Origin of the sequence: Stenoxybacter acetivorans DSM 19021 (assembly GCF_000745895.1) — a bacterium.
GTDB lineage: Bacteria > Pseudomonadota > Gammaproteobacteria > Burkholderiales > Neisseriaceae > Stenoxybacter > Stenoxybacter acetivorans.
The window spans coordinates 1-13,937 of sequence record NZ_JQKE01000036.1; the positions used below are offsets into that span (position 1 = coordinate 1).

The 13,937-nt window shown below is 42.4% G+C and carries 15 protein-coding genes; 7 read left to right on the forward strand and 8 right to left on the reverse strand.

Annotated elements, in window-relative coordinates; genetic code table 11:
* Positions 1-284, forward strand: a 284-nt coding sequence (locus Q384_RS06215) for an integrase core domain-containing protein (RefSeq protein ID WP_156956479.1), incomplete at its 5' end; no start/stop codon positions are given.
* Positions 285-340: 56 nt separating this feature from the next.
* On the opposite strand, the gene dapD is transcribed toward Q384_RS06215, so the two are convergent.
* A complete protein-coding gene (dapD, locus tag Q384_RS06220; RefSeq protein WP_037586612.1) occupies positions 341-1,159 on the reverse strand; it encodes a 2,3,4,5-tetrahydropyridine-2,6-dicarboxylate N-succinyltransferase in 819 nt (272 codons plus the stop codon).
* Positions 1,160-1,357: 198 nt separating this feature from the next.
* Entirely contained in the window at positions 1,358-1,927 is a 570-nt protein-coding gene (gene orn / locus Q384_RS06225) for an oligoribonuclease (RefSeq protein WP_037586613.1), read from the reverse strand.
* A 93-nt stretch (positions 1,928-2,020) separates the two neighbouring features.
* On the opposite strand from orn, the gene Q384_RS06230 reads away from it, so the two are divergent.
* The 5 genes from Q384_RS06230 (at position 2,021) to Q384_RS06255 (ending at position 7,463) form a co-directional block, all read left to right on the forward strand.
* Positions 2,021-3,286: a M48 family metallopeptidase gene (locus Q384_RS06230; RefSeq protein WP_037586637.1), complete on the forward strand. Its 1,266-nt coding sequence runs from the start codon at positions 2,021-2,023 to the stop codon at positions 3,284-3,286.
* A 32-nt stretch (positions 3,287-3,318) separates the two neighbouring features.
* Entirely contained in the window at positions 3,319-3,882 is a 564-nt protein-coding gene (locus tag Q384_RS06235; RefSeq protein ID WP_037586614.1) for a DUF4126 domain-containing protein, read from the forward strand.
* An 87-nt stretch (positions 3,883-3,969) separates the two neighbouring features.
* The gene (locus Q384_RS06240; RefSeq protein WP_037586615.1) at positions 3,970-4,776 is read left to right on the forward strand and encodes a M48 family metallopeptidase; all 807 of its coding nucleotides are present in this window, start codon (positions 3,970-3,972) and stop codon (positions 4,774-4,776) included.
* 234 nt (positions 4,777-5,010) lie between these two features.
* Positions 5,011-6,051, forward strand: coding sequence for a dihydroorotase (gene pyrC / locus Q384_RS06245; RefSeq protein WP_037586616.1), 1,041 nt, complete (start codon positions 5,011-5,013; stop codon positions 6,049-6,051).
* Positions 6,052-6,998: 947 nt separating this feature from the next.
* A complete protein-coding gene (locus Q384_RS06255) occupies positions 6,999-7,463 on the forward strand; it encodes an outer membrane lipoprotein (protein WP_037586617.1) in 465 nt (154 codons plus the stop codon).
* A gap of 221 nt (positions 7,464-7,684) precedes the next feature.
* On the opposite strand, the gene Q384_RS06260 is transcribed toward Q384_RS06255, so the two are convergent.
* The 4 genes from Q384_RS06260 to Q384_RS06275 form a co-directional block, all read right to left on the reverse strand.
* The gene (locus Q384_RS06260) at positions 7,685-8,116 is read right to left on the reverse strand and encodes a hypothetical protein (protein ID WP_037586618.1); all 432 of its coding nucleotides are present in this window, start codon (positions 8,114-8,116) and stop codon (positions 7,685-7,687) included.
* A gap of 285 nt (positions 8,117-8,401) precedes the next feature.
* Positions 8,402-8,776 carry a hypothetical protein gene (locus Q384_RS06265; protein WP_037586620.1) on the reverse strand — a complete coding sequence of 125 codons (375 nt, stop codon included), beginning with the start codon at positions 8,774-8,776 and terminating at the stop codon, positions 8,402-8,404.
* 2 nt (positions 8,777-8,778) lie between these two features.
* Positions 8,779-9,165 carry a CZB domain-containing protein gene (locus tag Q384_RS12640; protein WP_169740840.1) on the reverse strand — a complete coding sequence of 129 codons (387 nt, stop codon included), beginning with the start codon at positions 9,163-9,165 and terminating at the stop codon, positions 8,779-8,781.
* A gap of 10 nt (positions 9,166-9,175) precedes the next feature.
* Complete coding sequence (locus Q384_RS06275; protein ID WP_037586621.1) at positions 9,176-9,559, reverse strand: hypothetical protein; 384 nt, start codon at positions 9,557-9,559, stop codon at positions 9,176-9,178.
* A gap of 550 nt (positions 9,560-10,109) precedes the next feature.
* Here Q384_RS06275 and Q384_RS06280 point away from each other — a divergent pair.
* The gene (locus Q384_RS06280) at positions 10,110-11,489 is read left to right on the forward strand and encodes a tyrosine phenol-lyase (RefSeq protein WP_037586622.1); all 1,380 of its coding nucleotides are present in this window, start codon (positions 10,110-10,112) and stop codon (positions 11,487-11,489) included.
* Between the two features lie 208 nt (positions 11,490-11,697).
* Here Q384_RS06280 and Q384_RS06285 read toward each other — a convergent pair whose 3' ends face one another.
* Both Q384_RS06285 and Q384_RS06290 read right to left on the reverse strand, forming a co-directional pair.
* On the reverse strand, positions 11,698-12,072 hold the full coding sequence (locus Q384_RS06285) for a hypothetical protein (protein WP_037586623.1): 375 nt from the start codon (positions 12,070-12,072) through the stop codon (positions 11,698-11,700).
* 392 nt (positions 12,073-12,464) lie between these two features.
* Positions 12,465-12,848, reverse strand: coding sequence for a hypothetical protein (locus tag Q384_RS06290; protein ID WP_037586624.1), 384 nt, complete (start codon positions 12,846-12,848; stop codon positions 12,465-12,467).
* Positions 12,849-13,937: the final 1,089 nt, after the last annotated feature.

A 13,937-nucleotide genomic window follows, 5' to 3' on the forward strand; every position in this document is an offset into this window, starting at 1 on the left:
CGCCGGAACATGCTTTCAAAATTGTCTGTACAGAACATCGCATCAATCAAAAATTTACCCGAGTTGCCCGCCCACAGACCAATGGTAAGGCAGAGCGGGTTATCAGGACGTTGATGCAGATGTGGCACGATAAAACACGCTTTCAGGACAGTGAGCATCGAAAGCTGGAGCTAAATCGCTTCATCAACTACTACAATACGGTGAAGCCCCATAAATCACTTAACGGGGCGACACCATACGAGGTACTAGAGAAATATTTTTATTTTGATGAAAAGTGTAAATAACGCGGGTAATTCTTACATCTTAATATTTTTATAACATCACCGATATTTCTAAATGCTCATACCCCGCGCAGCAATTCATTCACACTGGTTTTGGCACGGGTTTTTGCATCTACTTTTTTGACAATCACCGCACAATACAGGCTATGGCTGCCGTCTTTGGCAGGCAAGCTGCCCGAAACCACCACCGAACCCGCAGGTATTTTGCCATAGCTGATTTCACCGGTTTCACGGTCGTAAATTTTAGTGGATTGCCCGATATAAACACCCATGGAAATCACACTGCCTTCACCCACAATCACGCCCTCAACAACTTCAGAACGCGCACCGATAAAGCAATTGTCTTCAATAATGGTCGGTGCGGCTTGCAAAGGTTCCAACACCCCGCCAATACCCACGCCACCGCTCAAATGTACATTTTTACCAATTTGGGCGCACGAGCCAACCGTTGCCCAAGTATCTACCATAGTGCCTTCATCAACATATGCGCCAATATTCACATAAGAAGGCATCAATACCACGTTTTTGGCGACAAAACTGCCGCGCCGCGCCACTGCACCCGGTACAACACGGAAACCGGCTGCCTGAAAATCGGCGGTTTGCCAGTTGGCAAATTTGGTGGGTACTTTGTCAAAGTAGCGGCTCACACCGTCATCTTCTGTTTGGTTCTCTGCAATACGAAATGACAGCAATACTGCTTTTTTTACCCACTCATTCACCAACCATTGCCCATCGCGTTTTTCTGCCACACGCAGGCTGCCTGAATCCAATTGATTGAGCGTTTCCAGCACTGCCGTTTTGATTTCCGCATCCACATTGTTCGGTGTCATGCTCGCACGATTTTCAAAAGCGGTTTCGATGATGTTTTGTAAAGACATTTAAGATTTCCTTATAAATGATGATTCTAAATAACAATGATGATTTTAAATAATGCAATTTCCATACAGCAGAATAACAAATACATTCACCTGAAAAAACCATTATCAAACAGGGGCAAAACCTGTGCAGTAAACCGCCCGCTCCATTTATGATGATGGGCATGTGAAGTTTTGGGTATTCTAACCATAAGATTGCACTTATTCAGGTACTTTTTCAGATATTTTTAAAAAATGACTGCGGTAATATTTCATTTCCTCAATGCTTTCCAGAATATCGTCTAATGCTTGATGTGCACCTTTTTTAACCACTCCTTTGGCAATGGGCGCATTCCAACGCTTTGCCAGCTCTTTAAGGGTGGAAACATCCAGATTGCGATAATGGAAATAGGCTTCCAATTGCGGCATGTACTTTGCCATAAAACGACGGTCTTGATGAATGGAGTTGCCACACATCGGGCTGGTTTTTTCAGGCAGCCATTGGCGCATTAGCGTTAATAACGCTTGCTCCGCTTCCGCTTCGGTTGTCGTTGAGGCTTTGACTTTGGCAGTCAGTCCTGTGCGCTCATGGGTGGCGGTACACCAACTGCCCATGCTGTTCATGACTTCATCACTTTGATGAATCACATACACTTCCGATTGTGCCAGTATATTTAAATCACTATCGGTGATGATCATCGCCGCTTCGATGATGCGATCATGCTCGGGATTTAAGCCGGTCATTTCCATATCCAGCCAAACCAAGTTATTGGGGTTTTGTGTGAGCGTCATATTGTCATTACCGCAAAAATGAACTGATTTTACCGCATCAGCCGCCTGCTTGGGCTACAATAACCCATCGTTTTTGAACACCTCTTGATTGATATGCCGACTTCACACACTATTTATGTTTTGTTTTTGCTGTTTTTTGTTATCAATACTTTGGGGCAATTGTATTTATCTTTTCGGCAAAGCCGTGCGGTTTTGGCACACCGTCATGCCGTGCCTGCCGCTTTTATGGAAACTGTCAGTCCGGCAGAACACCAAAAAGGCGCGGATTACACGTTGGCAAAGCAAGGGCTAGCTCGTTATGAAATACTGTTTCAGGCAGCCTTATTGTTGATTTTTACACTGGGCGGCGGTTTAAATACCTTGTTTTTAATCAGCCAAAAAATCACCGCTCAACCAATTGGACAAGGCGTGTTACTCATCGGCTTATTTGTATTGATTAACGGCATACTGTCTTTACCGTTCGACCTATACCGCCATTTCCGTTTAGAAGCACAGTTTGGCTTTAACCGCATGACTTTAGCTACTTTCATCAGCGACCAAATCAAAGGTGTATTGCTAACGACGGTTCTGGGCGCGCCTTTATTATTTGCGGTGATTTATCTGATGGGCGCGGCGGGAAATGGGTGGTGGCTGTGGGTTTGGGGGCTGTGGCTGGGATTTTCTTGGCTGATGATGTGGGCATTTCCCAAATGGATTGCGCCGCTGTTTAATCGTTTTACACCATTAGCTGATTTGGATTTAAAACAACGCATTGAAGCCCTGCTGCACCGCACCGGTTTTCACAGCAATGGCATTTTTGTTATGGACGGATCAAAACGCAGCGGACACGGCAATGCCTATTTCACCGGATTGGGCAAAAACAAGCGCATTGTATTTTTTGATACATTAATTAAAGACATGCTGCCTGAAGAAGTAGAAGCAATATTGGCACATGAATTGGGGCATTTTGCACACAAACACATTATTAAACAAATGTTGCTGACTTCTGTTTTGGTATTGCTCGTGCTGGCAATATTGGGATGGTTGCTGCCGCAAGCGGCGTTTTATCAAGGCTTAGGTGTATCCCATGCCAGCTATGCCATGGCTTTACTGTTGTTTTTATTGGTGCTGCCGCTGATGATTTTCCCATTCTCACCGCTTGCCGGTTTATTATCGCGGCGCAATGAATTTGAAGCCGATCGTTTTGCCGCTAAATATGCCCATGCCCAAGATTTAATTCGTGCTTTAACCAAGCTCTATCGCAGTAATGCCGCTTCTTTGGTATCCGATGTTTGGTATTCGCGTTTTTACGATTCACATCCACCGGCACACGAACGCATTGCCGCTTTACAGGTAGCCATCAAATCAACATCAACCTAGATAATAATCATTGAATACACTCTGGAGTCGTAATGAATGCAGAAATGTTAATCAGCATCGCCTTGGGAATCGGACTTGCTGCCAGTGCAGGGTTTCGCGTATTCCTACCGCTGTTTGCTTTAAGTCTGTTTGCTTACTTTGGTTTGTGGCCGTTAAGCAGCGGCTGGCAATGGCTTGCCTCTCCCGCGGCATTGGTGATTTTGGGCGTGGCAACGTTTGCCGAAATCGGTGCCTACCTCATTCCTTGGCTGGATAATGCTTTAGACAGCATCGCCATTCCATTGGCGGGTGCCGCCGGCACAGTGGCTGTGGTGTCCACCCAAGCCGATTTAAATCCGGCAATCACCTGGGCATTGGCAATTATCGGCGGCGGCGGTGTGGCGGCAGCAATAAAAACCGGTATGGGCAGTACACGATTAGCGTCCACCGCAACCACCGGCGGCTTAGCCAATCCTGTGGTTTCCATTGCCGAAACAGGTGCCGGTTTGGTGGTAACATTGTTGTCTTTACTTGTTCCGATAACAGCCATATTCATTTTGTTTATCATTGCCGTGTGGTTGTGGCGGAAATGGCAACGCAAACCACAGATTTCCTGAAATTTTTCGTCATTCATATTATATTAAAATAAGTTACATTAACTTATGTTATATTAACAAAACCCAAACCAACTCGTGGAGAATACCATGAACCGCATTTTTCTTACCCGATTCGCACTCACTTCAGCCGCCGCTTTGGGCTTACTCATCGGTTGCGGCACAGTGGCTGATTTAGCCGGTTATGATTCGCGCAGCATGAACGAATCTGCTGCCAAAAGTTACACACAAGTGGTCAGCGAAGCCAAATCACAAGGTGCTGTGGATACCACATCAGCCATCGCCAAACGCGTACAAACCATTTTCAAACGCATGAAACCCTTTGCCGAAGCCGCCAATCAAACCGGCGTTCCGTTTGATTGGCAGATGACCGTTATCCGCAGTAATGAATTAAATGCGTGGGCAATGCCCGGCGGTAAAATGGTGGTTTATACCGGATTGGTCAGCAAATTAAAGCTCACCGATGATGAAACCGCCGCAGTGGTGGGGCATGAAATGACTCATGCTTTACATGAACACTCCAAAAAAGCCGCCGGACAACAACTGATAACCAATACCGCCATGAATATCGGCGGGCAAGTATTGGCAGCAAAAACCGGCATTGACGGCACTGTGCTGAGTACCTCTCAAGATTTATTGAGCCAATACGGCATTGGCTTGCCTTTTTCGCGCAGCCAAGAAAGCGATGCAGATAAAGGCGGCTTAATGTTAATGGCACAAGCCGGATACAACCCGCAAGCGGCAGTAACTGTGTGGGAAAAAATGAATCAACTGAACAACAATAATTCGGTGTTGTCTGCCATTACTTCCACACACCCCACCAACAACAACCGCATTGATGCCATTCGCAAATTATTGCCTGAAGTGATGCCGATTTACGAAAAAAATAAACGCTGAAACTGAATTAATAATAGATATATTTCTTTTCAGGCAGCCTGAAAGTTAGGCTGCCTGAAAAGCGTTGGCTGATCAATAAAAGAAGCGGTTTATTGCTGAAACCATAGCCGCATATTTCTCATCGCAGTTTTATTATTGATGCCGCGTTATCGTTAAAACCCATTTTAATTTTTACAGATAACCAACTGTAATAACTACTAATAGATTAAAATTTTTTTAATTAAGCCGCTCTCCATGCCTCAAACCCTCGTACTTCCCCAACCCGACGACATGCACCTGCATTTGCGTGACGGCGATGCCTTAAAAGCCGTGCTGCCGTTTACCGCCAAACAAATGGCGCGTGCAATTATTATGCCCAACTTAAAGCCGCCCGTTGTACGTGTTGCTGACGCATTGGCATACCGCCAACGCATTCAGGCAGCTTTGCCTGAGGGCAGTGATTTTCAGCCTTTGATGACGCTTTATCTCACAGACCGCACCACACCTGATTGGGTGCATGAAGCAAAATCGGCGGGAATCATTGCATTTAAACTCTACCCCGCCGGAGCCACCACCAATTCCGATGCAGGCGTAACCAATATACTGCTCTTGTTGCCGACACTACACGCCATGTCAGAAGCGGGATTGCCTTTACTGGTGCACGGTGAAGTAACCGATTCAAACATTGATATTTTTGACCGTGAAGCCGCGTTTATTGAGCGTGTACTAAAACCCATCATCAAGCAAGTACCGCAATTAAAAATCGTGTTTGAACACATCACCACAGCCGAAGCCGCAAAATTTGTGGAAAATGCGTCCGACAACATTGCCGCCACCGTAACCCCGCAGCATTTATTACTTAATCGTAACGATCTATTGGTTGGCGGCATTCGTCCGCACCATTATTGTTTGCCGGTATTAAAACGCGAGAGCCACCGCCAAGCCTTGCTTACCGCCGTTACCGGCAAATTTGCCCACAAATTTTTCTTAGGGACAGACAGCGCACCCCACTCCCAACACACCAAAGAATGCGCTTGCGGCTGCGCCGGTGTTTTCAGTGCGCATGCCGCTTTGGAACTTTATGCAGAAGCATTTGAGCAAGCGGGTGCACTGGATAAACTGGCGGCATTTGCCTCACAAAACGGTGCACGTTTTTATGGATTACCACAAAACAGCGGTACAATCACCTTAGTAAAACAAACACAAACCATACCGCCCTGCTTTAATTTTGGTACAGAGTCATTAATACCCATGCGTGCGGGAGAAGAAATTGCTTGGTCAGTGGTATCAGCATAATTAATCAATAGGGTATCAATTGATTTGTTTCTACCGCTTTACCCTGCTTTTTTGCAATACGCGTTTACAGGCTGCCTGAAACATTGGCAGCCAACATAATACGCTCAATGGACAGTGAAGCTGCTTACCACTGAATGCAGGTATATTAAGAATTCTCAGCGTTGTTTACAGTATTTGTAGGAAAATACTGCAATGAATGTTCACAAAAAAACCTATTTACTGCCGCATCAGCGTCAAGAAACAGGGTAGCTTTACACAGAAGAAAATGTGCGCGTTTCCGATTTAGCGGCTGCCTATTGCCGGCAAGACCTATTCTGTATAAAGGCTACGTTTGTACGTATTCATGTCCCCAAAACAGCACCAACCTGCGCTTTAAACAAATACGTTATGGCATGAAATATTTGACAAAAGTGAAAAAACATTCAAGACAAGCTAAAAGCGCAATCGCGGCAGTACAATAAATCTTACCCCTGTAAAATGTTGCATGTGGACACCAAATGCTTGCCTGCATTGACAGGTCAAATCCAATTTGGTCGTCGTAAGTATTTGTTTGTGGGAATTGATGGTTTTTCGCGCGAATTGTATGCGGGCATTTATCCTGATAAAAGCCAATTCAGCGAAGCAGATATTTCTTAAAGAACAATGCATTACAGAAATGCCCTTATCAGATTGATTGTGTGTATTCGGATAACGGGACAGAATACAAGGGAACGTCGGAGCACGCTTTCGAAGTAGTCTGTACAAGAACATCATAAATCACTTAGCAAAGCGACACCATACGAGGTGTTAGAGAAATATTTTTATTTTTTTTAATAAAAAGTGTAAACAACACTGCTAATTCTTACACAGGTATTGATAAATAAATATACCTCCATGTCATAATGGACCGACTGTAATAAGTGATTTTATTGTTTAACCACATTTATCAAACCCAAAGGATACAAACCATGAAATTGAAAACATACTCAATTACTGCTGTCATTTTATCTTTATCAGTATTGGGCTGTGCCAACACCAATACTTTAAGCGGTGATGTTTACACCGCAGAACAAGCCAAAACCGTTCGTTCAGTCGCTTTTGGCACGATTGTGTCTGCCAATCCGGTGAAGATTCAAAATAAAGAAACCGGCTTGGGTGGTCTGAGCGGCGGTGCAATCGGCGGTATTGCTGCCTCAGGCATCGGCGGCGGCAGAGGTTCTGCCATTGCTTCAGTGGTGGGCGGTGTGGTTGGTTTGGTCGTCGGCAACAAAATCGAACAAGCCATTGATGCCACCAGTGCCTTAGAATTAACCATTCGCCGCGATAATGGCGAAGAATTTGTAGTCGTGCAAAAATACGATAACCGGTTTACCCCCGGCGCACGGGTACGAATTGTCGGTTCAGGTAATAATGTTAATGTTACACCAATGTAATCAAAGCCGATTATGATGGATTGATTTTAAAACCATTACGGAGCCTAGCCTCATCAGTATATGATTTGATTAAGACTTCACCATTGTACTTTATGTCAATTTCCCATACACCTGCCATTACTTATTTTAATGAACTCATCGTTCAGTAAATGCAACACAAGAAAAGAAAAAAGCTCTCTGAAATAATATTCAGGGAGCTTTTTTGGAGTATATGGGTTTGATTAATCAGCTGCCGCCATCGCTTCCACTGCTTCCATAACTTCTGTTGCCGCCATCAATTCTATTTCCGCCATAGCCTCTACTGCCGCCATGGCTTTTTCACCGGTTTGCGGTAATTCTTTTTTGATTGCCACTACCGCATCTAAAAATAAAGCACTCTCACGGAAACCGACTATCTTGTTGTAAACATCATCAACAAGAGTCGCTTTCTGTATCATTTCTTCATAAACTGGTATGCCTTTATATTTTTCAGCATTTTTTTCCGCCCATGTGAGAACGGCCACAGCCAATTCATGAGCACGCTGGTATGGTTGTGCTTCTGATAAATCTTGACCACTGCCTGACTTAGCAACAATGTCTATCCATTGGTCATGACTTATTCGAGTGGCTTCTGCCATTTCTTTTACAGACATCCCAGTAAAATCTAATTTCATATTACATTTGTCCTTTACACTTTCAATCAAGCTTTACCACATCAATTAAAAGTTAGTATTTATTCATTAAACATCATTCGAAAAGACACTTTTTTCAGATGTCAACAATTTTACCAATATAGGTATCATTACAGGAAGTAACTTCCAAGATCCAATTCTTGCCAGATTTTTTGCACACGGTATTTTACAATTTACCTACCCAATCCCAATTGTGTTTCCGGTACAGTATTTGGCATTTAATCTAATCCGAAGAAACTTCCTTGAAAACAATAAATATAGGTTAAATCAGCCCGCATTACCCATGGCTTCCACTGCCGCCATGGCTTTCTCGGCAGTTTGCGGTAATTCTTTTTTGATTGCTACAACCGCATCTAAAAATAAAGCTTTTTCACGAAAATCCACTATTTTCTCGTAAACAGTATCAACAGCGGTAGCTTTTTGTATCATGTCGTCATAAGCTGATAATCCTTTATATTTATCAGCATTGTCTGTTGCCCATGTAAGGACAGCCTGAGCCAAGTCATGAGCACGAACACACGGGCGATTTTCCGCCAAAAAACGACTGTCAGCTTGGGCAACAGCTTCTATCCATTGATCGTGTTTTACTCGAGTCTCTGTAGCCATTTCTTTAGCAGACATTCCTGTGAAATTAAACCCCATAATTATATTCCTTTCTTCAATGCTTCCAGCCGAGCTTCTACATCAGCTGAAAGTGTTGGTAATTCCTTCTTCATTAGCGATACCGCATCCAAAAATAATCCCTTTTTCTGATTGCTGACAACCTCACCGACACAAGCATGAAATTGCGCATGCGTGACCAATAAATCGTTATACTGTGATTTAGATTCAAATGCTTTACCGTCGCCATACAGCCACTTCCCCATGGCACAAGCATGATCACAAGAGATTACTTCAATATCCAATTCTGCCAAAGCTTCAGCACGTAACGCCTTTAATTTGCTTACCCAATTACGATGTGCCTCTAATACAGCATTGACATCTAAACCGTGTAATTCTTCAGCATCACTTCCAAATACAACTTCAGCCACAACAACCTCCTTAAACCAATGTGCTTTGATATTGCGCATCTAAATTTTGCAAAATCCGGCGTGCCAAAGCCAATGGGCTGCTATTGCGTTGTAATACCAAATATAAAAATAAGGGGTGTCCGGAAGCTTCGCTGCTTTTCTTTAAAAGGCGTGTAATGTGGTATTGATCGTCAAGCGTAACCAAAATATCATCAATTTCAGCTTTAATATCCAGTAATAACAAAGATTTAGACTGCGCATTTACGATAGAGGCAGCACCGGCGGTGGCAAAGTCAATATCTAAATTGGACTGCGATTCGCCCGCAATGACCATACCCGTTTCATAATCAACGATACCGGCTAAAATAGCACCGTCTATCTTCATCATCTCTGCAACAATATTGTTGTATGACATATAAATAATTCCTTATAAATTGTTTAACCTTAAAAGTGATGGCACTATAAAATACCATTTGCGTTATATCAACCCGTTGTATGACTGATGAAAAATCATTACCTCAGGTATTCTCAACACACTCACTATTTATTTCAGTTCCTGCTCAGCAGTTATTGCTTTACTACGGTGTGGTTCATAATGCAATTACTGTGCAAATAGAGTAACATCAATAATAATTAACAATTGTTTTCTTTTATTATCAATTAACAAATATATATTAAACTTTGAAAATGGTAATTGTTGTTATTAAAATGTACATTACCGTAACGCAATATTGTTAATATTAACAAATAAGTATTAAAAGTATTAATTTGTTATCTTAAAAAGGTTTAACTATTTTTTTAATTTATTCACATACAAATTTTTTCATAATAATTAAACAGCTTTGTTATTTTTTGTTAAAATTTTATAAAATAAATGAAATTTACATACCCCAGCTTATGTACAATTTATACAGCAGGTGCGTTTGCACCATGTACTATTTCGACATTAGGAGGGCAGCAACAGTATGAATTACAATAAATATGCGGCAGAACCGTTCCGGATTAAATCCGTAGAATATGTAGAGATGACAACGCAGAAGCAGCGAGAAGAACGTATGCAGCAAGCGGGATACAACACTTTTTTACTGGATTCTAAAGATGTGTATATCGATCTCTTAACCGATTCAGGAACAAACGCCATGAGTGATAACCAATGGGCGGGTATCATGCATGGAGACGAAGCCTATGCAGGCAGCCGCAACTGGTATCACCTCGAAAAAACAGTGCAGGAACTGTTCGGATTCAAGTATGTCGTACCCACGCATCAAGGACGCGGTGCGGAAAATCTGTTGAGCACCATTGCCATCAAGCCCGGGCAATATGTACCGGGCAATATGTATTTCACGACAACGCGCTATCACCAAGAAGCCAACGGCGGCATATTCCGCGATGTCATTGTTGATGCAGCGCATGACTCTACCGCAAATATACCGTTTAAAGGCAATGTTGATTTAGCGAAATTAGAAGCACTGATCGCCGAAGTCGGTGCAGAGCAGATCGCTTATGTTTGTGTGGCGATAACGTGCAACCTCGCCGGCGGACAGCCTGTATCAATGCAGAATTTACGGGAAGTGTCGGCATTGTGCCGTAAGCATAATATTTTGCTGTTCATGGACGCTACACGCTGTGTAGAAAATGCTTATTTCATTAAAGAACAAGAAGCAGGGTATGAACAAACTTCAGTGAAAGACATCGTCCGCGAGCAATTCAGCTATGCCGACGGCTGCACAATGTCCGGCAAAAAAGATTGCTTAACAAATATTGGCGGTTTTTTATGTATGAACGATGAGAACCTGTTCCAAGAAGCGAAAGAATTGGTAGTGGTATTCGAAGGCATGCCTTCTTACGGCGGCATGGCAGGACGCGATATGGAGGCAATGGCGCGCGGATTGCAAGAAAGCGTGCAAGATGAATACATCAAATACCGCATCGAACACGTGCGCTATTTGGGAGACAGATTGCTGGAAGCGGGCGTGCCGATTGTTGAGCCAATCGGCGGGCATGCTGTATTTTTAGACGCACACCGATTCTGCCCGCATCTGAAACAAAACGAGCTGCCGGCACAGAGCTTGGCTGCGCATCTGTATATCGCTTCAGGTGTGCGTTCTATGGAGCGCGGCATCGTCTCCGCCGGACGCGATCCGAATACGGGACATGAGCATGTACCGAAACTGGAAACCGTACGTCTGACAATCCCGCGCCGTGTCTATACTTACAAACATCTGGACGTGGTCGCCGATGCCGTTATCCATCTCTACAACAACCGCAACCAGATTCGTGGCCTGAAATGGGTTTACGAGCCGAAGCGATTACGCTTCTTCACCGGACGGTTCGAGTTAATGTAAACGGCAGGTTTTGCGTGCCAATAGTAATGTTTCATTTAAGAAATTATCCCGGATAATTCCTTGCTTTATGAAAGATCTTTTGATATTTATCTTTAATATTATAAAACAAATAGATAGATTAAAATTGACAAACCATTAATAATGCACGCTGCAAAAAAGCGCCCTGAAACAATATTCAGGGCGCTTTCTCAGGGCAACAAGGGTTTGATTAATCAGCTGTGCCCATGGCTTCTACTGCTGTCACAGCTTGATTGGCAGTTTGCGGTAATTCTTTTTTGATTACCACCACCGCATCTAAAAATAAAGCTTTTTCACGAAAATCCATTATCTTTTCGTAAACAGCATCAACAGCGGTAACTTTTTGTACCATGTCTTCATAAACTGATAATCCTTTATATTTATCAGCATTGTCTGTTGCCCATGTAAGGACAGCCTCAGCCAAGTCATGAGCACGGACACACGGGCGATTTTCCGCTAAAAAACGACTGTCTGCTTGGGAAACAGCTTCTATCCATTGATCGTGTTTTACTCGAGTCTCTCTAGCCATTTCTTTAGCAGACATTCCTGTGAAATTAAACTCCATAGTTATATTCCTTTCTTCAATGCTTCCAGCCGAACTTCTACATCAGCTGAAAGTGTTGGTAATTCTTTCTTCATTAGCGATACCACATCCAAAAATAATCCCTTTTTCTGATTGCTGACAACCTCACCGACACAAGCGTGAAATTGCGCATGAGTGACCAACAAATCGTTATACTGTGATTTGCTTTACCGTCGCCATACAACCACTTCCCCATGGCACAAGCATGATTACAAGAGATTACTTCAATGTCCAATTCTGCCAAAGCTTCAGCACGTAACGCCTTTAATTTGCTTACCCAGTTACGATGTGCTTCTAATACAGTATTGATATCTAAACCGTGCAATTCTTCAGCATCACTTTTCCAAATGCAACTTCAGCCACAACGACCTCCCTCAAGCCAATGTGCTTTGGTATTGCGCATCCAAATTTTGCAAGATTCGGCGCGCCAAAGCCAATGGGCTGCTATTGCGTTGTAATACCAAATATAAAAACAAGGGGTGTCCGGCAGTATCACTGCTTTTCCTTAAGACACGCGTAATGTGGTATTGATCATCAAGTGTAACCAAAATATCATCAATTTCAGCTTTAATATCCAATAATGTCAGAGATTTAGACTGTGCGTTCACGATAGAGGCAGCACCGGCGGTGGCAAAGTCAATATCCAAGTTGGATTGTGATTCGCCCGCAACGACCATACCTGTTTCATAATCAACGATGCTGGCTAAAACAGCACCATCTATCTTCATCATCTCCGTAACAATGTGTTTGTACGGCATATACATTCCTTAAACTAGTTACAATATACTACAGTGACTACATTAAAATTTATTCAGCGCTATCCACACCTTTATACGGTTGATATTGAGTCATTATTGAACTCTGCATCAAAATTTTTAATACAGCCACTACGTTAATTTACCGAACCATTTCAACTCAGCATTAAGCATTAAGCATTAAGCATTAAGCATTAAGCATTAAGCATTAAGCATTAAGCATTAAGCATTAAGCATTAAGCATTAATTACTTTCAGCCTGCTTCGATATTATTCATGAAAATTACTGCACGAAAATAGTAACACTAAACACTGTTTAATAATGATTTATTTTGTTACTGTTTGAAAAATATATGACAACCATCTGGTTTATAACGTTAGTTACTATAACAGTTAAAATTATTATTAAATTCGTTTCGTAAATAATGAAATATACTAAGGGTATATTATGGTCTATAGTCATTTACCCATATAATTTATAATAAACAATTAGATAGATTAAAACTAACCAATATCCAATGAAAAAAATAGAACTTTTATGTCTTGGAAAAGCAACCGACAGGGAGCGAATAAGAAAAAAATAATCATTTATTACTTGAAGCAGTTCTTTGAATAGCCCAAACAGGCAGTCCTTGTCGCGATTTATCCAAGCTGTTGATAAATGGAATACCATTTACAGACAATACAATAATTGGTTAAAAAATATCTTTAAAGAATATTTTTACCGCACTAAGTGACAAACCGAATTTAGAATATGCCATGCATTGACGGCACAATATTAGAGTACATCATCATAGACAAGGTGCGACAGGCGGAACATACAATCAAACAATCGGTCATTCTCGCGGCAGAGTAACAACCAAAATTATGGTATTGGCTGATGCTTTGGATAATTTGATGTGTTTTATTACCGAGTAACAAGCACGACACAGTAAGCGTTCTACCACTAAATGAGTTAGCAGATAAAGCTTTTGATGCAGATTGTTTTTTTCAGAAATTGAGTGAGCGTGGCGTGAAAGCGGTTATTGCACAAAAACCCAACCGCAAAAATCCAAAAACATTGGATAAAAAGCTATATAAATGGCGATATTTG